At 62.1% G+C, this 26,537-nt stretch carries 22 protein-coding genes; 15 read left to right on the top strand and 7 right to left on the bottom strand.

What is annotated here, in order from left to right:
* Position 1 precedes the first annotated feature (1 nt).
* Genes HNE_RS14250 through HNE_RS14240 form a run of 3 tightly spaced genes read right to left on the bottom strand, consistent with a single transcriptional unit; the run spans position 2 to position 2,747 of the window.
* Positions 2 to 853, bottom strand: a complete 852-nt coding sequence (locus tag HNE_RS14250; protein ID WP_049755152.1) for an alpha/beta fold hydrolase — start codon at positions 851 to 853, stop codon at positions 2 to 4.
* A gap of 11 nt (positions 854 to 864) precedes the next feature.
* Positions 865 to 1,776 (bottom strand): ABC transporter permease subunit, encoded by a 912-nt coding sequence (locus tag HNE_RS14245; RefSeq protein WP_011647855.1) that lies wholly within the window; start codon positions 1,774 to 1,776, stop codon positions 865 to 867.
* Complete coding sequence (locus tag HNE_RS14240; protein ID WP_011647854.1) at positions 1,776 to 2,747, bottom strand: ABC transporter permease; 972 nt, start codon at positions 2,745 to 2,747, stop codon at positions 1,776 to 1,778. Before HNE_RS14240 ends, HNE_RS14245 begins: the two co-directional genes overlap by 1 nt.
* Positions 2,748 to 2,880: 133 nt before the next feature.
* On the opposite strand from HNE_RS14240, the gene HNE_RS14235 reads away from it, so the two are divergent.
* The 3 genes from HNE_RS14235 to HNE_RS14225 all read left to right on the top strand — a co-directional run bounded on the left by HNE_RS14235 (position 2,881) and on the right by HNE_RS14225 (position 5,278).
* Positions 2,881 to 3,291 carry a TIGR01244 family sulfur transferase gene (locus tag HNE_RS14235; protein WP_011647853.1) on the top strand — a complete coding sequence of 137 codons (411 nt, stop codon included), beginning with the start codon at positions 2,881 to 2,883 and terminating at the stop codon, positions 3,289 to 3,291.
* Positions 3,292 to 3,406: 115 nt separating this feature from the next.
* Positions 3,407 to 4,345: a hypothetical protein gene (locus HNE_RS14230; protein WP_011647852.1), complete on the top strand. Its 939-nt coding sequence runs from the start codon at positions 3,407 to 3,409 to the stop codon at positions 4,343 to 4,345.
* A 33-nt stretch (positions 4,346 to 4,378) separates the two neighbouring features.
* Complete coding sequence (locus HNE_RS14225; RefSeq protein WP_011647851.1) at positions 4,379 to 5,278, top strand: MBL fold metallo-hydrolase; 900 nt, start codon at positions 4,379 to 4,381, stop codon at positions 5,276 to 5,278.
* A 15-nt stretch (positions 5,279 to 5,293) separates the two neighbouring features.
* Here the strand turns inward: HNE_RS14225 and HNE_RS14220 are convergent, their stop codons facing one another.
* A complete protein-coding gene (locus HNE_RS14220; RefSeq protein ID WP_011647850.1) occupies positions 5,294 to 5,794 on the bottom strand; it encodes a hypothetical protein in 501 nt (166 codons plus the stop codon).
* Between the two features lie 111 nt (positions 5,795 to 5,905).
* Between HNE_RS14220 and HNE_RS14215 the strand changes: the two genes are divergently transcribed.
* The 3 genes from HNE_RS14215 to HNE_RS14205 all read left to right on the top strand — a co-directional run bounded on the left by HNE_RS14215 (position 5,906) and on the right by HNE_RS14205 (position 11,950).
* Positions 5,906 to 7,531 (top strand): peptide ABC transporter substrate-binding protein, encoded by a 1,626-nt coding sequence (locus HNE_RS14215; protein WP_011647849.1) that lies wholly within the window; start codon positions 5,906 to 5,908, stop codon positions 7,529 to 7,531.
* A 530-nt stretch (positions 7,532 to 8,061) separates the two neighbouring features.
* Positions 8,062 to 11,211, top strand: coding sequence for a TonB-dependent receptor domain-containing protein (locus tag HNE_RS14210; RefSeq protein WP_035592365.1), 3,150 nt, complete (start codon positions 8,062 to 8,064; stop codon positions 11,209 to 11,211).
* 229 nt (positions 11,212 to 11,440) lie between these two features.
* Entirely contained in the window at positions 11,441 to 11,950 is a 510-nt protein-coding gene (locus HNE_RS14205; RefSeq protein WP_011647847.1) for a hypothetical protein, read from the top strand.
* Between the two features lie 36 nt (positions 11,951 to 11,986).
* Here HNE_RS14205 and HNE_RS14200 read toward each other — a convergent pair whose 3' ends face one another.
* On the bottom strand, positions 11,987 to 12,883 hold the full coding sequence (locus HNE_RS14200; RefSeq protein ID WP_011647846.1) for a class I SAM-dependent methyltransferase: 897 nt from the start codon (positions 12,881 to 12,883) through the stop codon (positions 11,987 to 11,989).
* Complete coding sequence (locus tag HNE_RS14195; RefSeq protein WP_011647845.1) at positions 12,880 to 13,695, bottom strand: TrmH family RNA methyltransferase; 816 nt, start codon at positions 13,693 to 13,695, stop codon at positions 12,880 to 12,882. The genes HNE_RS14200 and HNE_RS14195 overlap by 4 nt, the downstream gene beginning before the upstream one ends.
* Before the next feature lie 104 nt (positions 13,696 to 13,799).
* On the opposite strand from HNE_RS14195, the gene HNE_RS14190 reads away from it, so the two are divergent.
* The 6 genes from HNE_RS14190 to HNE_RS14165 all read left to right on the top strand — a co-directional run bounded on the left by HNE_RS14190 (position 13,800) and on the right by HNE_RS14165 (position 19,952).
* Positions 13,800 to 15,227 carry a hypothetical protein gene (locus tag HNE_RS14190; protein WP_148205898.1) on the top strand — a complete coding sequence of 476 codons (1,428 nt, stop codon included), beginning with the start codon at positions 13,800 to 13,802 and terminating at the stop codon, positions 15,225 to 15,227.
* The gene (locus HNE_RS18135; RefSeq protein WP_049755150.1) at positions 15,224 to 16,555 is read left to right on the top strand and encodes a hypothetical protein; all 1,332 of its coding nucleotides are present in this window, start codon (positions 15,224 to 15,226) and stop codon (positions 16,553 to 16,555) included. Before HNE_RS14190 ends, HNE_RS18135 begins: the two co-directional genes overlap by 4 nt.
* 112 nt (positions 16,556 to 16,667) lie before the next feature.
* On the top strand, positions 16,668 to 17,504 hold the full coding sequence (locus tag HNE_RS14180) for a M48 family metallopeptidase (protein WP_049755148.1): 837 nt from the start codon (positions 16,668 to 16,670) through the stop codon (positions 17,502 to 17,504).
* Positions 17,505 to 17,704: 200 nt separating this feature from the next.
* Positions 17,705 to 18,151, top strand: a complete 447-nt coding sequence (gene rplK, locus HNE_RS14175) for a 50S ribosomal protein L11 (protein WP_011647840.1) — start codon at positions 17,705 to 17,707, stop codon at positions 18,149 to 18,151.
* Between the two features lie 5 nt (positions 18,152 to 18,156).
* Positions 18,157 to 18,852 (top strand): 50S ribosomal protein L1, encoded by a 696-nt coding sequence (gene rplA, locus HNE_RS14170; RefSeq protein WP_011647839.1) that lies wholly within the window; start codon positions 18,157 to 18,159, stop codon positions 18,850 to 18,852.
* Between the two features lie 182 nt (positions 18,853 to 19,034).
* A complete protein-coding gene (locus tag HNE_RS14165) occupies positions 19,035 to 19,952 on the top strand; it encodes a hypothetical protein (protein WP_011647837.1) in 918 nt (305 codons plus the stop codon).
* 9 nt (positions 19,953 to 19,961) lie between these two features.
* Here the strand turns inward: HNE_RS14165 and HNE_RS14160 are convergent, their stop codons facing one another.
* Positions 19,962 to 20,798: a hypothetical protein gene (locus HNE_RS14160; protein WP_011647836.1), complete on the bottom strand. Its 837-nt coding sequence runs from the start codon at positions 20,796 to 20,798 to the stop codon at positions 19,962 to 19,964.
* A 420-nt stretch (positions 20,799 to 21,218) separates the two neighbouring features.
* Between HNE_RS14160 and rplJ the strand changes: the two genes are divergently transcribed.
* The 3 genes from rplJ (at position 21,219) to rpoB (ending at position 26,461) form a co-directional block, all read left to right on the top strand.
* Entirely contained in the window at positions 21,219 to 21,734 is a 516-nt protein-coding gene (gene rplJ, locus HNE_RS14155) for a 50S ribosomal protein L10 (RefSeq protein ID WP_011647835.1), read from the top strand.
* 58 nt (positions 21,735 to 21,792) lie between these two features.
* The gene (gene rplL, locus HNE_RS14150; RefSeq protein ID WP_011647834.1) at positions 21,793 to 22,170 is read left to right on the top strand and encodes a 50S ribosomal protein L7/L12; all 378 of its coding nucleotides are present in this window, start codon (positions 21,793 to 21,795) and stop codon (positions 22,168 to 22,170) included.
* 154 nt (positions 22,171 to 22,324) lie between these two features.
* The gene (gene rpoB, locus HNE_RS14145) at positions 22,325 to 26,461 is read left to right on the top strand and encodes a DNA-directed RNA polymerase subunit beta (RefSeq protein WP_011647833.1); all 4,137 of its coding nucleotides are present in this window, start codon (positions 22,325 to 22,327) and stop codon (positions 26,459 to 26,461) included.
* The last annotated feature ends 76 nt before the right edge of the window (positions 26,462 to 26,537 follow it).

The raw sequence follows: 26,537 nt of genomic DNA, 5'->3' as shown, positions 1-26,537 counted from the left end.
CTCAGCGCCCGGCGTTCAGGAAGGTGATGATCGCTTCGGGGAGGGCGGGGTCGCCGACGGCGGTGAGATGGGTGCCGGTAAGTTCGATATACTCTGCCCCCGGAATGATTTCGGCGAGCTTTGGGCCGGAGCCGTTGTCGAGGTCTTCATTGCCGGTGAGGACGAGGACGGGGAGGTCGAAGGTCTCCAGGAGGTCGCGGCCGGTATAGAGGCGCGAGGAGAGCGCGCCGCGATAGCCTTCCAGCGATCCGCCGGTGGCTTTGGCGCGGGCCTGCATCGCTTTGGCGGCGGGGGTGTCTTCGCCTGCGATGGCTGCGTCGAGGGCGGCGCGGAAGGCGGTGTTGCGGTCGGTGTTGGTTTCGTCGGCCGCTGAGTCCCCGATGCCGCCGAGAATGAGGCGGCCACCATCGCGGGAGAGGAGATGGTAGCGCAGGGCGCTGAGGGAGCCCATCGAATAGCCGACCACGGCGTAGGGCTTTTGCTTCAGATGTTTCATCAGGGCGATCTGGTCGCGGGCGATGGCGTCGCGGGGCCAGCCGGCCTCCGGGGCGGTGAAGGGCGAGGCGCCGTGGCCGCGCAGGTCGGGCGCGATGACGGTGTAGCCGGCGGCGGCAATCTTCTGGGCGATGCCGGGGCCAAACCAGTTGATCTGCGCATTGCCGCTGAAGCCGTGGAGCATCAGCACGGGCGGACCTTCGCCGAGGGTCTGGTAGCTGATGGGGGTGCCATCAAAGGAGGCGAAGGTGTGGGTGGCTGGCGCGGTCATGGCAGGCTCCGTCAGGGGCGGCGTGGCGCAGGCTGGGGCCGCGATCAGCGCCGTCAAGGCCAGGAAAAGGGCGGCGAGGCGGCGCATGGGCGGAGCCTTCAGCGTTCTTTGGGGTCGAGGGCGTCGCGCAGGCCGTCGCCGATGAAGTTCAGGCAGAGGAGCGCGACCGACATGATGCCGGCGGGCAGCAGCAGCATCCAGGGTTTGTCTTCCATCACCTTGGCGCCGTCGGAAATCAGCACGCCGAGCGAGGTGAGCGGTTCGTTCACGCCGAGGCCCAGGAAGGACAGGAAGCTCTCTGCCAGGATCACGACCGGGATGGTGAGGGTGACATAGACAGCCACCGGGCCGATGACGTTGGGCAGGATATGGCGGAAGATGATGCCGCGCCGGGAGACGCCGGCGGCGCGGGCGGCCTCGATGAATTCCTTGCCCTTGATGGCGAGGGTCTGGCCCCGGACGATGCGGCTCATCGTCAGCCATTCGATGGCGCCGATGGCGGCGAAGATCAGCACGATGTTGCGCTCGAACACGGTGAGCAGCAGGATGACGAAGAAGATGAAGGGCAGGGCGTAGAGCACATCGACGAAGCGCATCATGACATTGTCGATGCGCCCGCCGAGATAGCCGGCGGTGGCGCCCCAGGTGACGCCGATGACGAGGGAGACGGCGGTGGCGACGACGCCGACCAGCAGCGAGATACGCAGGCCGATCATGGTGCGCGCGAAGAGATCGCGGCCCTGAAGATCGGTGCCGAAGATGTGCCAGTTTTCGAGGGTGGGCGCGATGGTGCGCAGATCAGAAATCGTGCGGTAGTCATGCACCCAGACCATGGGGCCGAAGATGGCGACCAGGACGAGGAAGCCGATGATCCACATCGAGACGACGGCGGCGCGGTTGCGCATCAGGCGGGCGCGGGCGTCGTCCCACAGGGAGCGGCCCCCGGCGATGGCCGTCTGGACCGCTTCGACACGGCCGGTGGGATCGAGCATGGGGTCGATATGCGCCATCAGTCGTATTTCACTTTGGGGTCGAGCATCGCGTAAAGGATGTCTGCGACGAGGTTGAGCACGATGATGAGGGCGGCGTAGACAATGATGGCGCCCATCACGAGCGTGTAATCCCGGTTGAGCGCGCCATCGACGAAATAGCTGCCAAGGCCCGGCAGACCGAATATCTTCTCGATGACGACCGAGCCGGTCATGACGCCGGCCATCGCCGGGCCGGCATAGGAAACGAGCGGCAGGAGCGCGGAGGGGAGCGCATGGCGGACGATCACGTCGCGCTCGGCGAGGCCCTTCGCGCGGGCCGTGCGGATGTGGTTGGCGCGCATCGTCTCGATCATCGAGGCGCGCATCAGGCGCGAGATGATGGCGATCTGGGGGAGGGCGAGGGTGAGCACCGGCAGGGTCATGTTATGCCAACTCATGCCGATGTTGGGCCAGGTGCCGAGGCCGCCGACCGCAAAGATGCCGGCGCCGAGCGAGAGCAGCAGGATGAGGATGGGCCCGGTGACGAAGGTGGGCACCGAAATGCCGAACATGGCAAAGCCCATGACGCCGTAGTCAGCCGCCGTATTCTGCCGGAGCCCGGCAAAGATGCCGAGCGAGGTGCCGACCGTGAGGGCGACGAGCATGGTGAGGGCGCCGATCGTCATCGAGATGGGCAGGCCATCGGAGATCAGGTCGTTCACGCTCTTGCCGAGCGTCTTGTAGGAGGGGCCGAAATCGCCCTGGGCGACGCCGGCCACATAGTTAAAATATTGCTCGTGAAGGGGCTTATCGAGGCCGAATTTTGCCGCGATGGCCGCTTCTGTGGCGGGGGGGAGTTTGCGCTCGCCGTCGAACGGTCCGCCCGGCGCGGCGCGCATCATCAGGAAAGCCACCGTGATGATCGCAAGCATCGTAGGGATTGCGATCAGCAGGCGCCGGAGCGTATAGCCCCACGGAATACGTCCAAAAGCGCGCTGAAGCGTTGTCACAAGTAAAAAAGCCTCTTGTCACAGTGGGTTGAACGGCCCCGCCCATCAGCCAGCTTGGCAGGACACCCAACACTCCTTAGCTTGTCGGGCAGACCGATCAAGCGATGGCTGCAGGAGCAGGAGAATTTTGAGTATGGCTGACATCCACCGGGTCACCCCCGATTTCGCCGTCGCGCCGCAAATTTCAGAGGCGGACGTGGAAGAAATTGCCGCTGCCGGTTTCAAGACGATCATCGCCAATCGCCCCGATGGCGAAGGCGGGGTCGACCAGCCGCGCATGGGGCCGATTCGCGTGAAAGCTGAGTCCCTGGGGCTGACTTTCGCCGCGCTGCCGTTTTCCGGCGCGCCAACGCCCGAGATTGTCGAGCGGATGGGGCATATCCTGAATGAGGCGCCCCAGCCGGTTCTGGCCTATTGCCGGACAGGCACCCGCAGTGTGACCGCCTGGGCGCTGGTCCATTCGGGGCAGGGCGCCGGTGACGACATCGTTGAGGCCGCAGCTGGCGCGGGGTATGATCTTTCCAGCCTGCGCGAACTGCTCTGAATCCGGGGCGGAACCACACTTGCGCCGCAAACCGGGTGTTGATGCAGGCGCGGAGCCGTGCAAGGGCTCTGATCCATCAGAATCCGCCCCCGATGAGGCGTCAGGAGTAGAGCGTATGTCAGGTCGTCTCTGGACCGATGATTTCAAGCTCGATGCAGGCAAGATCCTCGTCAAGAAGACCGGGCACCGGATCGTTCCCGATCTGGCCCTGGCGCACAGCATCTTCATCTGGTTCTGCTTTTATTTCTTTGTGCAGACCTGGCGCACCTCGCGCCTGCTGTCGGGCCACAAGCGGCCGACGATTGCATTCTATCCGGACAAGCCGCGCCCCTGGTATTTCATCTGGTCGGTGATGCATGTGTCGGGCGCCAAGCTGGTCGATGACATCGCCACGGCTGATATTGTCATGCATTTCGACGATTCGACCGAATGCAGCGATTTCATGCCGGTGGTGAAGCCGGGCGCGCATGTGCTGAATTTCAAATGCAACGACATTACGAAATCGCGCGTGGCCGCCGCCTTTGAAATGGCCAGCGGGCAATCTCTGGCGGTCGATCCCACCACGTTCACCGGACGGATGGTCGAAAAATCCGAGATGAATGCCGCCCATGACGGGCGCATCCTTGAAGGGCCTCTGGACGCGCCGGTTGAGGGCAAATCCTATCAGCGCCTGATCGACAACGAGATCAGTGGCGGGCTGGTGGAAGACCTGCGCTGCTGTCTGGTGGGGGGCAGCCCGGTGGTGGTGTTCCGTAAACGCCGCCCGCTGGAGCGCCGCTTCCTGAACGAAAATGTCCAGGTTCTTCTGGACGAACCCCGCAATTGTTACTCCCAGGATGAAATCCGCGTGATCGAAGCCTTTGCGGCAGAGATTGGCCTCGACTGGGGCGGGGTGGATGTTCTACGGGATCGGGCGACGGGAAAGATCTTCATCGTCGATGCGAACAAGACCGATATGGGGCCGCCGGTGGCGCTCAAGCTCGGCGCGAAGCTGAGAGCGACCCGCCGCATGGCGCGTGCCTTTGCCGAGAAGTTTGCAACGAAGAAGCGTTGATCCGCCCACAACCTTTTGGTGCGAGATAAACCCATGGCCATTCCTTTTGTCCGGGAAATTGAGTTCGAATACGGACGGGTTGATCAGGTCTCCCCTCTGGTCCGCCGTGTGATTGCCAACAATCCCGGCCCGTTCACCTATACCGGCACCGGCGTGTTCATTGTCGGCAAGGGCGAAGTGGCCGTGATCGATCCGGGCCCGGATCTTGCTGAACATTTCGACGCGTTGAAGGCGGCGCTGGCGGGTGAAACCGTTACGCATGTTCTGGTCACGCACGGGCATTCGGATCATTCGCCGCTGGCCGGACCTCTGGCGGAGTGGGCGGGCTGCAAAACCTATGCGCGCGAAGCCGGTATCCATACCGCCAAGGACGAACTCGGCAGCGCGGATGACCTGCGCTTTACGCCGGACGTGAAGCTGCGCGACGGGGATGTGGTCTCCGGTCCCGGCTGGACGATCGAGGCGATTTTTACGCCTGGCCACACCGCCAACCATACCTGCTTTGCGCTGCGCGAAGAGAATGCCTGTTTCACCGGTGACCATGTCATGGGCTGGTCCACCACGGTTGTCTCCCCGCCTGACGGGGACATGAGCGACTATATGGAAAGCCTCGAGAAGATCCGTGTGCGCGGATTTGAAACGCTGTGGCCGACCCATGGCGAGGCGATCCGTGGCCAGGAATTCGTGAATACCTTCATCACCGAATACGCCGCCCATCGCCGGGCCCGCGAGGCGGCCATCATCGAGCAGATGCGCCGGGGACGGACGAACATTCCGGAGATGGTTTCCGAAATGTATGCCGATGTCGACAAGCGCCTGCATCCGGCCGCTGCGATGAGCGTGCTGGGCCACATGATTGATCTGGTCCGCCGCGGCGTGGCGCGCACGCCTGACAGCGCGCCGACGACACGGTCGGTGTTCGAACTGGCCTGACCGGTCCTGGCCTGATCAGTCCTCGCGGCGCACCCGGAAGGCCAGGCCGCCATCGATCTTCATCTTGTAGCTGCCCAGCGCCGCCTGATAGATTTCGGCGGACTCAGGATTGCGCGCCCGGATGTTCTTGTCGTCGATCTGTTGCCAGACCGAGCCCCCTTCCAGCGTGACGCGAAGCCGGCCGCCCGAGCTGGAAACATACTTTACCGCTTCGGTGACGCGTTCGAGTTCGGCATCATCGCTTTTGCCGCCCCCGAAGGAGGGCAGGGAGGGGATGCGGAAGCCGAAGGATTCGCGCTGGACCTTTTCGACTTCGGCGCGCGTGATGACTTTGACATCGCCCTGGGCCTGAGCCTGTTCAAGGCGGCCCACGGCAGCATCATAGCAGCCCACCCGCTCGGCTGGGTCTTCTATCACGCGGCAGGCGAGCACTGCGTCGAGGCTGGCCTCCTGCGCGAAAGCCGTTCCGGCGCCGCTGGCGGCAAACAGTGTCATGACAGCAAGAGTACGCAGCATGGATCAACTCCCGTTCACTTATATGCGGGCAAGTCTTTGCTTTTGTTTGCCCGTCTGGCACCTGTTCTGGCAAATCTGAAGCGATACAGGAAGATCAAGGAGGCATAACCGATGAAAATGAAATCCCTGCTGGCCGGCGCGGCCAGTGTGATGATGGCCGTTACGCTGGCCGCCTGCGGCGGCGGTGGCAGCTCTGGCGGCGAGGATGTTCCGACGCTGCGGCGCGGCATCTCCGCCAAAGTCGACACGCTGGACCCGCACAAATCCTCGGCCGCCTGGGAAAACATTGTCATCGGCGACATGATGATCGGTCTGACGACCGATAATGCCGACGGCAAGCCGGTGCCGGGCATGGCGCAGAGCTGGGAGGTCGATGACACCGGCACGGTGTGGACCTTCAAGCTGGGCGACTACACCTGGTCAGATGGCACGCCGGTCACGGCAGAAGACTTCGTCTACGCCTTCCGCCGCATTCAGGACCCCACAGTTGCCTCGCAATACGCCTCCATGCTCTGGCTGGTGAAGAATGCCGAGAAGGTGAACAATGGCGACCTGCCGCCCGAGGAAATGGGTGTGCGCGCGGTGGACGCGAAAACCTTCGAGATCACGCTGGAATATCCCGCGCCCTACCTGCCGGGGCTTCTGTCCCACTACACCACCTTTCCCGTGCCGCGTCAGGCAGTCGAGACGTTCGGCGACGCCTGGATTCAGCCGGACAATATCGTGGTCAACGGCCCCTACAAACTTGTCTACTGGCGCACCGGCGACCAGCTGGTCGCCGAGAAGAACCCGACCGGGTTTGGCGCCGCAGAAGCCTGCTTTGACCGCGTCGTCTATTTCGAGATCGAGAATGAAGCCGCTTATGAGAACAAGATCTCGGCGGGCGAGCTGGACATCAACAATGTATTCTCCGGCCCGCGCCAGAGCGAGATCGAAGCCAAGTTTCCCGGCTGGATACGCACCGGGCCCGGTCTTCTGACCACGTACTGGACGTTCAACCAGCAGCGCGCGCCGTTTGATGATGTGCGGGTGCGCAAGGCGCTCTCGATGGCGCTCGACCGCGAATTCATGGTGCGCAATGTGATGACGCCGGGTTTCCAGGCGGCTTATTCCTTCGTGCCGCCGGAGATCAGCAATTATGACGTGCCGCGCCCGGCCGTCTCGTGGGAGGACATGCCGCGGGAGGAGCGCCTGGTAGAGGCGCGGCGCCTGCTGGAAGAAGCCGGTTTTGGCCCGTCCAATCCGCTGAAGTTTGAGTTCACTCACCGCTCGACCGGCGACAATCCGAAGGTTGCCCCCGTGGCCCAGCAGAACTGGGCGGAGATTGCCGATTGGGTGGAGCCGGTCATCGTGCGCCAGGACACCAAGGTGCTGTATGCGCGCCTGCGCCAGAACGACTTCCAGGTGTCGGATGCGGCCTGGCTCGCCGACTATGACGATCCGATCAACTTCCTCTACCTGCTGCAATCGACCACGGGCCAGCAGAACTATGGCCGCTATGCCAATGCCGAGTATGACGCGCTGCTTGCCCAGTCGAATGCTGAGCTTGATCTGGCCAAGCGTGCGGAAATCTTTGCCAAGGCCGAGGCGCTGATGCTCGAAGAGTATCCGATCACGCCGATGTGGGTGCAGGTTACGCAGAACCTTGTCGATCCCACGCTCACGGGCTGGGAGGATAATGCCAAGGATATCCACCGCTCGCGCTTTCTCTGCCGCAGCGGGGCAGGGGCCGAATAAGCCCTGCCGCCCGGCAGGACGGGCAATATGAAGTCTGGGCCGCAGGGATCGAGGGATGCCTGCGGCCTTTTCTATCTCGGCAGGCGCGGCGGGTGAGCGTGAGTGATTCTGTGCGTCCTGCTCTGGTTGCATCCGGGCGGCCGCGGCCCTGTCACATTTCAGGTTCGGCGCCGCTGGTGGGTGATTGGCACGTCCTGGGGGGCGAATTCCCGGGATTTACGCGGGGGAAATCGGCCATGGTCTTCATTTTACTCAGTTTTTTCGGCGCGGGCGGACGCAGTCCATTATGACGGAGGCGAACGGTCGCCGGGGTCAAAACTTGCGCTGCGTGACACACAACAAGGACTTGTTAACCGGCAGATGTCGCGAAGTGAGGCGTCGGTGCCACAGTTGCCGAGTTTCATGACAATTTTGACAAACCGCAATTGACTTGAAGGTGTCGGCCAACCTTAACTCGTTGCAATCGTCCGCCTAGAGGGTTGGCGGGCGCCTGCTATTTGCGGGCACACTTTACGGGAGAGAATACACTTATGAGTGAAACTAACCTCAAGACACGTCTTTTGATGTCGTCGATGATTGCTGGTGCGATGTTCGTTGCTTCGGCTGCGATCCCCGCCATGGCACAGGAAGATGATACTGTTGTGACAACGGATGCGGCTCCGGAAGATGCCGAATCCCGCCAGCAGCGCATCACGGTGACAGGCTCGCGCATTCTGCAGCCGAACCTCACCACCACCAGCCCGGTTTCGTCGGTTACTTCGGAAGACTTCAAGCTTCAGGGCGCAACGCGCGTTGAAGACCTCGTTGTCCAGCTGCCGCAAGCTTTTGCGGCTCAGAACTCGACCGTTTCGAACGGCGCTTCGGGTACGGCTACTGTTTCGCTGCGTAACCTCGGCTCGACCCGTACTCTGGTCCTGATCGACGGCAAGCGCCTGCCTTACGGCTCGCCGAACGATCCGGCTGCCGACCTTAACCTCATCCCGAGCCAGATGGTTGAGCGCGTTGACGTTCTGACCGGCGGCGCTTCGGCTGTTTACGGTTCTGACGCTATTGCCGGCGTTGTGAACTTCATCATGAAGAAAGACTTCGAAGGCGTTCAGGTTGACGCTCAGTATGGCTTCTTCAACCATGAGAACGACTACGACACGAACGGCAACCTGCGTGACAGCCTCGAGGCCTTCTCGCAAACCAACCCTTCCCAGTTCCAGATCCCGGAAGACAACATCTCGACCGGCTGGTCGAAAGAAGTCACCGGCATGATCGGTGCGTCGACCGACGATGGCCGCGGTAACTTCACCGGCTATATCGGTTTCCGCGACAACGATTCCATCCTGCAGAAAGACTATGACTATTCTGCTTGTTCGATCGGCGGCATCACGGCTGGCAACTTCACCTGCGGTGGTTCGGGCACGTCCTTCCCGGGCCGTTTCACCGACTTCGCCAGCTTCAACTACACGATCGATGCTGCGACCGGCGATTTCCGCGACTTCACCGCGGCCGACAACTACAACTTCGGTCCTGTGAACTTCTTCCAGCGTCCTGACGAGCGTTACTCGGCTGGCTTCTTCGCTGAGTACGAAGTCAACCCGTTCGTGAACGTGTATTCGAACTTTATGTTCATGGACTACAAGTCCAACGCACAGATCGCTCCGTCGGGTAACTTCTTCTCGACCCAGGGCATCAGCTGTGACAACCCGCTCCTGAGCGCCACGCAGCGTTCGCAGCTTTGCGAAGTCGACCTGGTTCCGGATCTCGTTGATGATCCTGAAACGGACGAAGATGAAGTCGCAGACTTCCTGGCGCTCAACCCGCTTGGTGGCCAAGACTTCATCGACGCAACGCTCGGCGTTCAGAACGCTCTGACGGGCGGCGCTCCGCGCCTCAACGCAGACGGCACTGTTTCGCTCACCGCATTTGATGGCGTCTCGCCGGCCTATATCGGCCGCCGGAACGTTGAAGGTGGCGGTCGCCAGGATACCCTCGGCTACCAGACCTTCCGCGGCGTGATCGGCATGAACGGCGATCTCTACAACGCACCGGGCTTCACCTACGACATCTCCGCCCAGTACTCGAAGGTCAACCTGACCCGCGCGTACCGGAACGAGTTCTCGACGGTTCGTCTGGGCCGCGCTCTGGACGTCGTCACCGACCCTGACACCGGCCTCCCGGTTTGTGCCAGCGTGCTGGACGGCACCGATGCGAACTGTGTTCCTTGGAACATCTTCGCGATCGACGGCGTGACACCGGAAGCTCTGAACTACCTGCAGGTTCCGCTGCTTCAGAACGGCACCACGGAGCAGTCCGTCGTGACCGCGTCTCTGACGGGCGACCTGACGGAGTACGGCTTCAAACTGCCAACAGCTGATCGTGGTCTTCAAGTTGCCGGTGGTGTTGAATACCGCCGCGATGCGATCTCCCAGCAAGTTGACGTCAGCTTCGCAACCGGCGACGGCGCTGGCCAGGGTGGCCCGACTCTGCCGCTCTCCGGCTCCATCGACAGCTATGACCTGTTCACCGAATTCCAGCTTCCGCTGGTTGAAGGCCGTCCAGGCATCGAGCTTCTGGCAATCGACGGCGCGTTCCGTTACTCCGACTACTCGACCGGCGTCAGCGCCGAATCGTGGAAAGTCGGCGGTGAATACGCACCGACCTCTGACCTTCGTGTCCGCGGTAGCTTCCAGAACGCTGTCCGCGCACCAAACGTCATCGACCTCTTCCAGTCGCAGGGCTTCAACCTGTTCGACCTGGACGATGATCCATGCGACTTCACTGACCCAGCAGAAGACGGCACCGGTGGTGCAGCTTGCCTTGGTACGAACCCCTGGCAGGTCAACTCGGTCCAGGCGAACAACGGGTCTCTGACCTCGCCAGCTGGCCAGTACAACTTCCTGCAGGGCGGCGATCCTGGCCTCGAGCCAGAACAAGCTGAAACCTTCACGGTTGGCTTTGTTGCAACGCCGTCCTTCCTGCCGGGCCTCAACCTCTCGGTCGACTATTACGACATCAAGATCACCGAAGCGATCTCGCAGGTTGGCGCCAGCGTCACCATGCAGCTCTGCTACGTGTATGACGATGCCGATGCTTGCAGCCTGATCCAGCGTAACCAAAACGGCCAGATCTGGGTTGGTGAGGGCAACGTTGTTGACCTCAACAAAAACATCGGTGGTATCTCGACCTCCGGCTTCGACATCGCAGGTAACTATGCCTTCGATATCGGTTCGCTCGGCGGCCTGAACCTGTCGTACAACGGTACCCTCCTCGACAGCTTCACTGTCGACCCGGCTGGTAACGTCGTGTTCGAATACGACTGCGTTGGCAAATACGGTAACGACTGCGGTACGCCGACCCCGGAATACCGTCACCGTACCCGCCTTTCCTGGGCAACCCCGATGGAAGGCCTCGGCGTAAACGCCACCTGGCGCCACATCGGTGCTGTGGACCTCGACACCGGTGCAACCGGCCGTCCGGACTCCACGCTCGACGCAACAAACTACTTCGACCTGTCGGGTACGTTTGCTGCAGCAGACTGGGCCGCGCTCCGCTTCGGTGTGAACAACGTTCTGGACCAGGACCCGCCGCTGTCGGCTTCGGTTGGCACCACGGGTAACGGCAACACCTATCCGCAGACTTATGATGCGATGGGCCGTTACGTGTTCGTTGGCGTGACGCTCGACTTCTAAGAAGTCAGAACACGCAAAAATCAGGGAACGGCGGTCCTTCGGGGCCGCCGTTTTCTTTTGGGGTGGGTTCCGTATCGGCCCGTTGGGCCTAACCTGAACCAGGCTCAGGGCTGCTCGGGCGCGACTTCCTCTTCGCGTTTCGAAGGCCGCCCCCCCTGTTGCGGGGGTTGGCGGCCGCGGGGAGGGGGCGCATGCTGAAAACCGGGTTCAGCAGGCAGGGGAGACACAGATGCCGGGACGCAGAATTTCAAGAACCACCGCAGGGATGGGCGCCGTTCTGGGCGGCGCGCTTCTGGCCGCCTGTGCCAGCATGCCGGGGGCCGGCGATGCCGGTTGGCGCAAGCTGACTCAGGTGGAAAAGCGTTTTGCCATCTTCATGGATGATCCGGCGCCTGAACCGGTTGATGGGCTCGCCACGTTCCGCCTCGTCTACATCTATGCGCCTGGCGCGGTGAAGCATGAGGGCCAGGAAGTCAGTTGGCAGGAATATTCGGCGATGACCATCAACTGCGCGGAGGACACCGTGAAGGTTGGCCCGCGCACGCGCTATGCGCCCGATGGCTCGGTCATCGCCTCGGACGACACGCAGGAATTTGTCGCCATCATCGGCCCCGCCATTGTGCGGGCTGCCGATCTCAGCTGCCGGGGCGTCGCCGCGCCGGAGCAGGTGATCCTTCCCGATGGCGCAGACTGGCGCGAGGCGGCGCGCGCCAACATTGCGGCCAGCGAGCCATTCTAGGTCCGTACCCTGACGATCCCTGAGGGCCTTGCGCCCTCAGCCCGCGCGCCAGCGGGCGTAAAGCGCCGTGGGCAGCAGGCGGTCTGAGCCCTGTTGGGGCAGGGCCATCTCGCCCATCTCCATCACGCCGCCATAGGGGCTGAGCCGGTCGCCCAGCGCCTGGGCCACGGCGAGATAGGAGAGGCGCACCGCGTAAGCGGTGGTGATGACGAATTGCGGCTGGTCGCTGAGCAGGTCGCGCACCCCGTCGAGCAGTTCAGGCAGGCTCTCTTCAAAGCGCCAGGTTTCGTTTTTCGGGCCGCGGCCAAACTTCGGCGGGTCGAGCACGATGCCGTCATACTTGCTGCCCCGGCGGATTTCGCGGGCGACAAATTTCATCGCGTCGTCGGCAATCCAGCGGATGGTGCGGTCATCGAGGCCGGAGAGGGTCTGGTTGTCCTTGCCGTATCCGTTGGATTTCGGACTGGCGTCGAGGTGGACGACCTCGGCGCCGGCCGCTGCGCAGACGAGCGACATCATGCCGGTATAGCCAAAGAGGTTGAGCACTTTGAGGGGGCGCTTTGCAGCGCGGATCTGGTCCTGCGCAAATCGCCAGTGCACGGAGTGTTCCTGGAAGACGCCCATATGGCGGAAGGCGGTGCGCCGCGCGGTGAAGGTGAGGCCGTTCCAGCGCATCGGCCAGCTTTCGACGGCGCGGGGGGAGAGCAGCTCCCACTGGCCGGCGCCGTCCTCGTCCTGCGCCTTGGTGGCAAAGCGGGCGTCGGCCTTCCAGCTCTGGATGGGGCGGGCCGGTTCCCAGAAGGCCTGCGGATCGGGGCGGATGACGGTCTGGCTGCCGAAGCGTTCGAGCTTCTGCAGGTGGCCGGAGTCGAGCAGGGCGTAATCTTCCCAGTCGTCGGCAATCAGCAGGCGGGTTTCGGTTTTCAGGCTCATGCATACCCCCGCTGGCGCCAGGCCTCATAGATCATCAGGGCGCTGGCCTGGGCGAGGTTGAGGCTGTCGGCGCCTCCGCGCATGGGAATGAGGGAGAGGGTGTCGCAGGCCGCCTCCACCCAGTCGGGCAGGCCCGCCTGCTCATTACCCATCAGGATGATCGATCCGCCGGTGAAATCAGCCCCGTCATGGCGCACAGTCCCGTTTACGGAGGCAGCTGTGAGGCTCATGCCTTCGCCTTTGCGCCAGGTATTGAAGGCGTCAAAATCAGTATGGGCAAAAGGCACATCAAACACCGATCCCATCGACGCCCGCACGGCCTCAAAACTGTAGGGATCACAGCAGGTTCCGATGAGGATGACGCCGCTCACCCCGGCGCAGTCGGCGGTGCGCAGGATGGTGCCCAGATTGCCGGGATCGCGCACTTCATAGAGGGCGATGTAGAGCGGCGTGCCCGCCGGTTTGGGTAGGCTTTCAACACCGAGGTGGCGCTGGCGGAAGGCGGCGACCACGCTCTGCGCGTTGTCCTTCTGGGTGATCTTGGTCATCAGGCGCTCGGGCGCCATCACAACGCGCGCGCCCGCCTTTGCAGCGGCTCTGGCCAAGTCACTGATCTGTGGCCGTTCTGCCATATCGGCGGCAATAATGACGGTTTCGGGCTGCCAGCCACGCGCCAGGCCTTCGCTGACGATCCGTGCGCCTTCTGCGAGGAACAGGCCGGTTTCGGCGCGCTCCTTCTTGCGCTCGAGGCTTTTCAGGGCCTTGATCAGCGGATTGGAGGGGCTGGTAATCAGTTCTAAGGGCTGTTTCATCGCCGGAGGGAGCCTGCCTGGTTCATCTTGCGGTCTGGTAAGGGTTAGGGCATGCCTCGCCCGAGAGGGTGCTGTGGGGGTACTGGTTTTGGGAGGTCAGCGACGTGTTGCGCCTGCTTGACTACCTTATGGGTGGGCTTGCCCTTCTGGCCCTGCCTTTGCTTGTCTGGTGGGGCATCTACCAATCCCCGCAGAGCGCTGTAAACCTCCAAGCGCGGCTTGAGGCGCGCGCCAAGGCGGCGCTGACAACAGGCGGCGCCGATTGGGCCAGCGTCAGCATGGAAGGCCAGCGGGCAGTGCTGACCGGGGCGGCCCCTTCCAACGATGCTGTGACCGAGGCGGCACGCCTCGTGCGGCGCAGCAGTGGGGCGGGCGGGGTCATCTTTGGCGGCGTCACGCTGGTCGAGAGCCGCGCCGATGCCGCGCCGCCCATTTCCCCTTATGTCTGGCGCGCAACCAAGACCGGCGAAGGCCGCATCGTGCTGTCTGGAAATGTGCCGTCCAAATCCATCCAGGCGAGCCTGATCGAGGATGCGCGCCTTGTGGGCCGCGCGGCGGTGGACAATGAAATGAAACTCGCCGCCGGAGCCCCGGCCGGCAACTTCCAGGGGCTGGCCCGGTTTGCGCTGAGCCAACTCGCGCAGCTGGAGGAGGGGGAGGTGACCATCACCGATCACCGCCTGGTGCTGAGAGGCGAGGTTGCCGATCCGGAGCTGCGCACGCAGATCATGGCAGCGGTGGCCGGGGTCGCGGCGCCCTTTCGGGGAGAGCCGGTTCTGTCAGGCGACATCCGCTGGCGGGCCGAGCTGTCCGGAAATGTCCTGACTTTATCGGGAACGGTGGCCGATGAGGACGAGCGGCGTCAGCTGCTGGCGGCCGCAGAAGCGGGCTTTGACGGCGAGATTGCCGATAGGATGACACTTGGCGGACCCGTCGCAGAAGGATGGCTCGAGGGCGCGCTGGCAGGCCTGCCCGCGTTCACGCAGTTCAGCTCCGGAGAGATGGCCTTTGATGAGGCGGCCGGCGTGTTCCTGTTTGACGGGACGGCCAGCGCCAGCACACTTTACTATCTGGCAAACGACATGGCGCGCGGCGCGGGGCGCTGGAAGACCGTCATGGGCGCCGAAATGTCCGGATTTGTCCCGGACGTGTCCGCAGATGTCTCGCCCGCAGTGGCCGGTGACGCAGTAATGCCGTGCGAGGACCAGCTTCAGGCTGCACTTGCCTCCGGCGACATCCGGTTTGCGGGCGGCGGGGCCACCATCGCCCGCGAAAGCGGCCCGCTGCTCGACAAGATTGTCGGGATCGCCCGCAACTGCGACAGAGACACCGGTTTTGAAATTGTCGCTGACAGCAGTGTTCAGGCCTCCGAACTGGCCGATTTTCTCACCGCAGCAGGGGTGCCGCGCGACCGCGTGGCTGCTATCACCTATGGTCCCGCCTCCGGGCAGGGGGCTAATCAGACAGTCGACACAGGCGGAGACATGCTCCGTCCTTTACAGATCAGAATTGTGGAACGGAGCGGCGAATGACCTGGCTTGTGGCACATATGTGGATCGCCCTGGCCGGCGCGGCGCTGGTGGCTTTGCTGCTGGGCTGGTCGCTGCGTGGCATGCTGCTGCTGGGCAAGCTGCGCCGCGCCGAGGTGGACCGCGATGTCGCGCGGGTAGAGCTTGGCGAAGCCCGCGACGAGATTGAGCGGCTGTTCGCCGCGCAGCGCAAGCTGCTGACCGGGCAAGGGGGCGCGCAATCCTTCGAAGCTTCGCAGGTGTCGCCGCAGTCAGACCCCGCGCTGGAACAACAGCTGGCCGAGACGGTCGCCGCCCTGCATGCGGCCCGTGATGAGCTGGACGCGCTGAAAGCGGCGCCGCCCGTTCTGGCGCCGGCGCCAGAGATGGCAGCTGTGCCCGCGATCGATGCCGGCGCGACATTCCAGGTAAAAGAACTTGAAGACCGGATCGCGGGTCTGGAGACAGAACTTGCCGAGGCGCTCAGGGCGCTCTCTGCTGCCGAGGTGGCCAGGGCAGAGGCTGTGGCGGTGCCTGCGCCGCCGGAGGTCAATGCAGTGCCTGAGGCCGATCCCAAGCTCACCTGGAAGGTCGGCTATCTCACCCAACGCGTCAAAGCGCTGGAAAATGAAGTCGCTATCCAGCCAGTGGCTGGCCCGCCTGCTGCTGACATCCCGGCGGACACCGCTGCAGACATTGCTCCGGCTGAGCCGGAAGTCGCGCCTCAAGCAGCGGAGGATGAAGAGCCGGTTGAAGAAGAACTTGCCCGGTTGCGCTGGCGGAACCGCTTCCTGGAAGGCCGGCTCGCCTATTTCGAGGGGGACGCCGACAGCGTGGCCGACGAGATCGCCGCTGAAGACGCTGCCGGCGACGCGGCAGTGGAAGACGATGACGATATGGATGAGGCCGACGAGGCCCATGACGAACAAGATGACGATACCGATACCGATGCCGACGATGACGATGACGATGACGTAGAAGACGGCGACGACGACGCAGACGACGAAGACGGGGACGGGCCCTCTGCGGCGGAAGCCATTCTCGGACGGCTTGAGGCAGAGGACGCCATCGCCGACGCGGAAGATGCCGAGGCCGTGGTTCCGGCGCGCCCTTTGGCTCTGGATGGCCCGGTTGAGGCCACGCCGGATGACCTTACCCTGATCGGCGGCATTGGCCCGCGCATTCAGGATGTTTTGAACTCGCTCGGCATCTATCACTATGACCAGATCGCGGACTGGACACCGGAGAACATCGCCTGGGTCGATGAACACCTCAACTTCAACGGACGCGTAAAACGCGAAGGCTGGGTCGAGCAGGCCGCTATTCTGGTCGGCGAGATAGTCGAGCCCTGATTGCGTTCATATTCAGCGCGGGTTCACAGGTACGCGCCTAGGCCTTCACAGCGATAATTGCATTTTGCGGGGGGAGGAGTAACCTTCACTCCGTGGTTCAGGGAGAACGAGAATGGTCGAACGCATTGATTTTGACGGCGAGATCCTGGCGGGTGCGCCCAAGGTCCGGATGTCGCGCCGCGCGATCATCACGGGGATTGCCGCCGGTTCGGTCCTGCCATTTGTTTCCAGCTGCACCACCAATCCGGAAACCGGCCGCAGCCAGTTTCTGCTGATGGGCGACGCGGAAGTTGCCAGCATGGCAACGGCCGCCTGGTCCGACATGAAAAGCCAAACCCCGCAAACTTCCAATTCGGCGCTGCGCAACCGGGTTCTCAATGTCTGGAACCGCACGGCGAAAGGCGCCAAGCGTGACCATGAGCAGTGGGATGTGGCCGTGTTTGACACCGATGATGTCAACGCCTTCGTCATGCCGGGCAACCGGGTCGGCGTGTATCGTGGCATCACCGAACTGACCGAGAATGACGACCAGCTGTCGTCCGTGCTGGGCCATGAGGCCGGGCACGTTACGGGCCGTCACGCCGCCGAGCGGATGTCGGTTCAGATGGCCGCGTCAGCGGGCATGATGGCCGGGCAGATCGCGGTCGCCTCGTCGGAGGAGCTCAGCAAGTATGGTTCAGCCATTGGCGCGCTGGGCGGCGCGGCGGTCCAGTTCGGCGTTGTTCTGCCCTACAGCCGCAATCACGAGCTTGAGGCTGACCGGCTCGGCGTCGATTACATGCACAATGCCGGCTATGACGTGCGCCAATCAGTGCGCCTCTGGGAGCTGATGGACGCCCAGTCCAAAGGCCAGCGCCCGGCCGAGTTCATGTCGACCCACCCCGATCCGACCCGCCGCGCCGAAGAATTGCGCCAGTATATCAACGCCCGCGGCTATGCGATGATGTAGGAAGCGGCCACACCGGCCCCCTGTGAAATTGGCCCGGACGCCCAGCGTTCCGGGCTTTTTCATGCCTGCGCTTGACCGGGAAGGGGCTTTCCGTCATATGCCCCGCTTCTGCGGGAGGTCGCCAACCCGACCGCGGAGCCTCGTTATCAACCGGGCGGATCGAAAGACCACCGCCCCTTCGCCAAAGTTGTGAGGACAAAATGGCTAAGAAACTTCTGGGGCAGATCAAGCTCCAGATCCCGGCCGGTAAGGCCAACCCGTCGCCGCCAGTGGGCCCCGCCCTGGGCCAGCGCGGTATCAACATCATGGAATTCTGCAAAGCGTTCAACGCGCGCACGCAGAGCATGGAAGAAGGCGTGCCGATCCCGGTCGTCATTCAGTATTACCAGGACAAATCGTTCACCTTCGTCACGAAGACGCCGCCTGCCACCGTTCTGCTGAAGAAGGCCGCTGGCCTGAAGCTCGGCAAGAAACCGGCATCGGGCTCGAAAAAGCCGGGCTATGACAGCGTCGGCAAAGTGACGATGGATCAAGTGCGCGAGATCGCGAAGGTCAAAATGGATGACCTGAACGCGAATGATCTCGACGCTGCCACCAAGATCATCGCCGGCTCCGCCCGCGCGATGGGCCTTCAGGTTGTGGAGTAAACGACATGGCGACCAAAGGTAAGCGCGCCCGCGCAATTGAGCAGACCGTTGACAAGACGAAAGCCTATTCGGTTTCCGAAGCCGTCAAGCTCGTGAAATCGAACGCCAAGGCGAAATTCGACGAGTCGATCGAAATCGCCATCAATCTCGGCGTTGACCCGAAATATGCCGACCAGCAGGTCCGCTCGGTGGTGAACCTGCCAGCTGGCACCGGCAAGACCATCCGCGTTGCGGTGTTCGCCAAGGACAAGAAGGCTGAAGAAGCCCTCGCGGCCGGCGCAGACATCGTCGGCGCAGACGACCTCTTCGAAAAGGTCAATGGCGGCTTCATGGACTTCGACCGCGTCATCGCGACCCCGGACATGATGGGCCTGGTTGGCCGTCTCGGTAAGGTGCTTGGCCCCCGCGGCCTGATGCCGAACCCGAAGGTTGGCACCGTGACCCCGAACGTGGCCCAGGCTGTCAAGGACGCCAAAGGCGGCGCCGTCGAGTTCAAGGTCGAAAAAGCCGGTATCGTTCACGCCGGTGTTGGCAAGGCCAGTTTCTCGGACGCTGACATCGAAAAGAACGTTCAGGCGTTCATTTCGGCTGTCGTCAAAGCCCGCCCATCGGGCGCAAAAGGCACATTCGTGCGCAAGGTGACCCTGTCTTCGACGATGGGCACCGGCGTGGCGATCGACCTCGCTGAAGCCAAGAGCTGATCTCTTTCCCCTCAATGGGGCACTGATTTGAGAAGGCCCGGAGCTGCCCTGCGGCTCCGGGCCTTTTTTGTGCCCGCAAGCTGTTGGGACGGTTGATGTTTTGACATCGCGGACATGGTGCTTAAAACCCAACTGTCGTGAAGCAGCATGAACTGGCGGACCTGGCCAGATAAGGGGGGCTCATGAGCAAATACGATTCGCTCAATACCGTTGTGAATACGCTCACATATCTTGAGGTTTCGTCGACCAACAGCCGCCTGAGCCGGATGGAATCGCAGCTCAACCGGGACATCATGCTGGCCCGCGAACAGGCCTACTCCCAACAGCGCGCCATCGATCAGGTTTATGGCTTCATCAAGCAGTACGAGAAGCTGCGCGAGGCGAGCGATGCCGGCGCGCGGTTCCGCTATCTTCAGGCGACACTTCTGTCGATGGATCTGGAGCGTTTTGACGAAAGCGACCTGCCGGGCCTGGAAGACCGCCGCATTTTTCTCGACCTTCAGAACGGGGTGGAAAGCCTGCGCAGCGCTCTGGGCGAAGAGATCGGGGACGACGGGCAGAAAGTCGTGCGGGATGTCATCCACCTGCCAGGTCTGATCGATACGGCGAAAGAGGAGTATGTTGCGCTTGAAGCGTTGAACGCTGCCAGGCGCGCGTGGCTTGCCGGCGCATGGGGGACCATCCTGGTCGCGCTGGCGCTTCTGACGATACTCGCGGGGGCTTTTCTGCCATCCTATTGGGATACGCAATTTGCCGATCTGATGGGCGGTGATCAGAGTTATACGCTTGCCCCGATGCTGGCTTATGGGGGGCTGGCGGTTCTGATCGCGCTGATCGCGCTGCGCTTCTTTGTACGGGCAGGCGCGCGCAAGCGCATCCGCCGGGCGGCGCAGGCGGCGGGATTTCAAGGCGTTTTGCCGATGAAGGGGGCGGGCGCGTCAAAGACCCGGTTTCTGAGCCTCGTGACCCAGATGCGGCACCTCGGTGCCGATTCCGGCCCCTATGCCTATGACCGCACGACCAACAAGGCGATGCTGGCTGGGATTGAGGGGATGGAGGCGCGGCTGACCGCGGCGCGGGATGGGCTGCACTCAAGCTGAGGCGAGGGTTCAGAGCCCGAAATCGCCGCGCTCACGATACGCAATGATCGCCGCCAGAAAGGCGAGATTGTCGGCATAAAGTGCTGTCGGCATATGATCGAAACCGCCGTCATTCTGCGCCTCGCCATATTTCTGGCGCACGGCTTTCATGGCTTCCAGGTTCCGGTCGATGAACCCTTGCAGGGCCGCGTCATCCTTGTCTGAGAAATACACGAGCATGCACGGGTGGGAGATGTCTTCTGTAAGGAGCAGGGTCTCGAGAATCTGGCGGTTTTTCAGGTATTCGACTTCCTCGGAGGTCTGGCAACTCATCAGGGGCCCCCAAGTCTGCACACCGAAATCCTTGTCGGTCAGTTTGTAACTGACCGGACTGCCGAGGGCTCTTTGCTTTTCGATGACCGCATCCCGGAATCTCGCGCCGGTGTCTCGGCCTTCGACGGTGTTGAGGATCGTGGTCACTTCAAGGAGAGAGGGGAGGGCAAACTTGGAGAGCCCCTTGCTGTAACCGTCGACGCCCTGACTGGCGGACATCAGCGTATCCAGCTTCTCATCGAGCGAGCCTTCGGCATTCATAAGGCGCAGCGTCCAGAGGTATTGTCCCTGACGATCCGAGTTTTCAGACATCGGCACCGAATGGGCGCCGTAGGCGCTATCCATTTCAGCCAGAAAGCAGTTTGCGTCCAAACTCTGCAGACAGGAGACCCCGGCAAATTCTTCAGTCCGGTAATCGGTCCACCAGCGATACCCTTGGGTGAAGTTCAGGATTGCCCAGAGCGCCACTCCCAGCACCAACAGGTCGAAGACCGTTCCTGGAAGGCTGGAGTCTGTTTTAACATGCGTCGCCATGAGTTTTTGATAGGCGGGCAGACCCGCCTGTCAACTTTGTAATCGGCGTAAAGGGCCGGAAGGGGTGGCAATCCTCAAGGCATGCCGGTTGCCGGACTTGACATTTTTCTGTTAGAGGGGGTTGCGAACCTCTGGAAAAACCGTTAACAGCCGCCGCTTGACGGGAGTTCACCGATATGCATCGGCGGTCTCCCGTTTTCCTGTCCTAGACCATAGGTCGTACCCCTTCGGGGTTGCTAAGGGCCATCTGGCCGCCTGTGTAGACGGGGTGAGGCGTTGATACGGTTCGGGATTTTCTGGAATTTTCCAGAAGGTGCAGACTGGGCAGGCCAATCCCTGGGCAGGCGCTGAGGCTCTTTCGGGAGCTTTGGCGATCACCAGGGCGGCCGGATGGTCCGGGCGCCTCAATGGAGACCCGCAATGGATAAAGCTGGAAAAAGCGCGGCTCTCGAGAACCTCAAAGGGGTTTTCGAAGGGGCGGGCGTGGTCGTCGTGACCCACTATGCCGGTCTTACCGTGGCGGAAATGACGAAGCTGCGTGGCCTTCTCCGCAAGGATGGCGCGCACTTCAAAGTGGTCAAGAACCGTCTGGCGAAAATCGCGCTGGGCGGGGTAGGTGGCGACAAGGCGCAGGATCTTTTCCAAGGTCCCGTGGCTATCGCCTACTCGCCGGACCCGGTGGCGGCTGCGAAAGCGGCCGATGAGTTCTCGAGGGAAAACTCGAAACTCGTCATCATCGGTGCCGTGATGGGTGAGCAGGTCCTCGATGCCAAAGGCGTCGAAGCCCTCGCGAAACTGCCATCTCTCGACCAACTGCGTGGCAAAATCATCGGCGTCATTCAGGCACCGGCAACGAAAGTTGCAGGCGTCATCCAGGCTCCGGCGTCGCAACTTGCCCGCGTGGTGTCCGCTTACGCATCGAAAGATGCCGCTTAAGACACCCGTTTTCGCAACACCAAGACCTTAACAACCGAACCAAACAGGAATTGAAACCATGGCAAATCTCGAAAAGATTGTCGAAGACCTCTCGGCTCTGACCGTTCTGGAAGCCGCTGAGCTCGCAAAAATGCTTGAAGAAAAGTGGGGCGTTTCTGCCGCTGCTCCGGTGGCTGTTGCCGCTGCCGGCGGTGCTGCGCCTGCTGCTGCCGCTGAAGAGAAGACCGAATTCGACGTCGTTCTGACCGAAGCTGGCGCGAAGAAAATCGAAGTCATCAAGCTCGTCCGCGAAGTCGTTCCGGCGCTCGGCCTGAAAGAAGCCAAAGACCTCGTCGAAGGCGCTCCGAAGACCGTGAAAGAAGCCGTTTCCAAGGCTGACGCTGAAGAGCTGAAGAAGAAGTTCGAAGCTGCAGGCGCTAAAGTCGAGCTCAAGTAAGCTCTGCAGTTGAAGCATCCGGGAGACGTTCGCGCGAGGCGTCACCCGTTCAAGGATTTGCGCGGCGATCTCTATCGGGGATCGCCGCGTACTCGCGTTCTAATCACAGGCTGCCTGCGCGCGTGCGGGTAAGCCGAAAGACTGGGAACCTGGGATGGCACTCTCCTTCACGGAAAAGAAACGTATCCGCAAAAACTTCGGCCGTATTCCCGAAGCCATCGAAATGCCCAACCTGATCGAGGTCCAGCGCGAGTCATACGAAGCGTTCCTCCAGATGAACACGCCGCGCGAACAGCGCACGGATGATGGCCTGGGCGGTGTTTTCAAATCGGTTTTCCCGATCACCGACTTCTCTGAGCGCGCGACCCTCGAATACGTCTCCTACGAGTTCGAACAGCCAAAGTTCGACGTCGAAGAGTGCGTTCAGCGCGACCTGACTTTCCAGGCGCCGCTCAAGGTCCGCCTCCAGCTCGTCGTGTTCGATGTCGATGAAGACACCGGCGCCCGCTCCGTCAAGGAAGTCAAAGAGCAGGAATGCTATCTCGGCGACATTCCGCTGATGACCGACAAGGGCACGTTCGTCATCAACGGCACCGAGCGTGTGATCGTCTCGCAGATGCACCGCTCGCCGGGCGTGTTCTTTGATCACGACAAGGGCAAGACCCATGCGTCGGGCAAGCTGCTGTTTGCGGCCCGCATCATTCCTTATCGCGGTTCGTGGCTCGACTTCGAGTTCGACGCGAAAGACGTCCTGAACATCCGTATCGACCGCAAGCGCAAGCTGCCGGCGACGACGATGCTCTATGCGCTCGGCTATGACACCGAGCAGATCCTCGACCAGTTCTATACCCGCTCGATCTACCGCCTGGACAAGAAGGGCTGGATCACGAGCTTCCGCGCCGACGCCTGGAAGGGCGTGAAGCCGGAATTCGAGCTGATCGACGCCAAGACCGGCAAGTCGGTTGCTGAGGCTGGCAAGAAGATCACCGCCCTCAAGGCCAAGCGTATGGCCGAGGCCGGCACGGACGAGATCCTGGTCACGTCCGAAGCCCTCATCGGCAAATTCCTGGCGCGCGATGTCGTCAATCTGGAAACCGGTGAAATCTTCGGTGAGGCCGGCGACGCGCTGGAAGAGCCGATCATCGCTGAAATGCGCGAGTATGGCATCGACTCGATCGAAGTGCTCGACATCGACGCCGGTGGCCGTGGCCCCTGGCTGCGCAACACGCTGAAGGCAGACAAGAACGAAACGCGCTTCGAAGCGCTTTCGGACATCTACCGCGTGATGCGTCCTGGCGAGCCGCCGACGCAGGAAGCCGCTGACGCCCTGTTCGGTCAGCTGTTCTTCGATCCGGAACGCTATGATCTCTCGGCGGTTGGCCGGGTGAAGATGAATATGCGTCTCTCGGTTGCCGTGCGTGAGTATGAGTCGGCTGCCGACAACATGCGCACCCTGCGCAACGAAGACATCATCGGCGTCATGAAGGTCATCCTCGACCTGAAGGACGGCAAGGGCGAAGTCGACGACATCGACAACCTCGGCAACCGCCGGGTCCGCTCGGTCGGCGAGCTGATGGAAAACAACTACCGCATCGGTCTCGTGCGCATGGAGCGCGCGATCAAGGAACGTATGGGCGCGGTCGATATCGACACCGTGATGCCGCACGATCTGATCAATGCGAAACCGGTTGTGGCCGCTGTGCGCGAATTCTTCGGCTCCTCGCAGCTGTCGCAGTTCATGGACCAGACCAACCCGCTCTCCGAGATCACCCACAAGCGCCGTCTCTCGGCGCTTGGCCCCGGCGGTCTCACACGGGAACGCGCAGGCTTTGAGGTCCGCGACGTTCACCCGACCCACTATGGCCGTATCTGCCCGATCGAGACGCCGGAAGGCCCGAACATCGGTCTGATCAACAGCCTGGCGACCCATGCCCGCGTCAACAAGTATGGCTTCATCGAAAGCCCGTACCGGCGCGTGAAAGATGCCAAGCTGACCGAAGAAGTAGTGTACCTCTCCGCAATGGAAGAGAGCATCTATTCGATCGCTCAGGCCAATGCGACGGTCAACGACAAGGGCGAGCTCGTGAACGAGTTCGTCAATGCGCGGGTTGCCGGCGAAGCGACGATGATTGCCAAGGAAGAAGTCCAGTACATGGACGTCTCGCCCAAGCAGGTCGTTTCGGTGGCTGCCTCGCTGATCCCGTTCCTCGAGAATGATGACGCCAACCGCGCGCTCATGGGCTCGAACATGCAGCGCCAGGCGGTGCCGCTTGTGAAGTCGGAAGCGCCGTTTGTCGGCACCGGCATGGAAGCGGTTGTTGCCCGCGACAGCCGCGCCGCCATCGTTGCCCGCCGGGCAGGGGTGGTCGAGCAGGTTGACGCGATGCGTATCGTTGTGCGCGCCACGGAAGATCTTGAAGGCTCCAAGTCGGGCGTCGACATCTACCGGCTCGCCAAGTTCCGCCGCTCGAACCAGAACTCGTGCATCAACCAGCGCCCGATCGCCAAGGTCGGTGACGTTGTGTCGAAGAACGACATCATCGCTGACGGTCCGTCCACGGACCTCGGTGAGCTGGCGCTCGGCCGGAACGTGCTCGTCGCGTTCATGCCCTGGAACGGCTACAACTTCGAAGACTCCATCCTGATCTCCGAGCGCATCGTGCGCGACGACGTCTTCACCTCGATCCACATCGAGGAATTCGAAGTCGCCGCCCGCGATACCAAGCTTGGCCCCGAAGAGATCACCCGCGACATTCCGAACGTGGGTGAAGAAGCGCTCCGTAACCTCGACGAAGCCGGCATCGTTGCCGTCGGCGCCGAAGTGAAGGCGGGCGACATTCTCGTCGGCAAGGTCACGCCTAAGGGCGAAAGCCCGATGACGCCGGAAGAAAAACTCCTCCGCGCCATCTTCGGTGAGAAGGCTTCGGATGTGCGTGACACCTCCCTGCGCGTGCCTCCGGGCGACGCAGGTACGGTTGTGGATGTCCGCATCTTCAACCGCCACGGCATCGACAAGGACCAGCGCGCGCTTCAGATCGAGCGTGAGCAGATCGAGAAGCTGCAGGAAGACAAGGAAGACGAACAGTCGATCCTTGAGCGCAACACCTATTCGCGTCTGCGCGATATCCTGATCGGCAAGGACGCAGCCACGGGTCCCAAAGGCTTCAAGGCCGGCAAGATCGCTGAAGCTGCGCTTGAAGAACTGACCCAGCGCCAGTGGTGGGAAATCGAGCTGAAGTCTGAAAAGGCCCAGGCCGAACTCCAGGCCCTGCGCGAGCAGTTCGACGCGTCGATCCGTGAACTTGAAGCCCGCTTCAACGACAAGGTTGAGAAGGTTCAGCGCGGCGATGATCTGCCTCCGGGCGTGATGAAGGTCGTGAAGGTCTTCCTGGCGGTGAAGCGCAAGCTTCAGCCGGGCGACAAGATGGCCGGCCGTCACGGCAACAAGGGGGTTATCTCCAAGATCAACCCGCTCGAAGACATGCCCTTCCTGGAAGACGGCACGCCGGTCGACATTGTTCTCAACCCGCTGGGCGTGCCTTCGCGGATGAACGTCGGTCAGATCCTCGAGACCCATACGGGCTGGGCTTGCCGCGGTCTTGGCAACATCATCGACAAGGCTCTGGAAGAGTTCCACCAGAAGCATGACGTGGCGGCGCTGAAAGCTTCGCTGACCCATGCCTATGGCGACAAACAGGAAATGCCGGAAACCGATGCGGAAATCATCGAGCTCGCGGGCAACCTGCGCGGCGGTGTGCCGATCGCGACGCCCGTCTTTGACGGCGCGCGTGAGGAAGACATCAACGATCTGCTGACCCGCGCCGGTCTCGACACATCGGGCCAGGTTCGCCTGTTCGATGGCCGTACCGGTGTGGCGTTCACGCGTCCTGTGACCGTTGGCTATAAATACCTGTTGAAACTGCACCACCTTGTCGACGAGAAGATCCACGCCCGTTCCACGGGTCCGTACTCGCTCGTCACCCAGCAGCCGCTGGGCGGCAAGGCACAGTTCGGCGGCCAGCGCTTCGGCGAGATGGAAGTCTGGGCTCTGGAAGCCTATGGCGCCGCTTACACGCTGCAGGAAATGCTGACGGTGAAGTCGGACGATACGGCCGGCCGTGCCAAGGTTTACGAGTCCATTGTCCGCGGCGACGACAGCTTCGAAGCCGGTATCCCGGAAAGCTTCAACGTGCTCATCAAAGAGATGCGCTCGCTGGGCCTGAACGTGGAGCTGCTCGAAGATCGTGGCGGAGCTATTGAGGAAGAAGAGGCCCCGGTGGCCGCCGAGTAGACTTTCCGTCCAAATTAGGCCCCGCTGATGAGGCGGGGCCACGCCGACCCGATTTTTTCAGGGCAGGGGAGCCAGA

The sequence above is a fragment of the Hyphomonas neptunium ATCC 15444 genome, from assembly GCF_000013025.1.
In the GTDB taxonomy this organism is placed as follows: domain Bacteria; phylum Pseudomonadota; class Alphaproteobacteria; order Caulobacterales; family Hyphomonadaceae; genus Hyphomonas; species Hyphomonas neptunia.
Note: the sequence above shows the minus strand (reverse complement) of the source record. Positions and strands in the feature narration are given on the sequence as shown.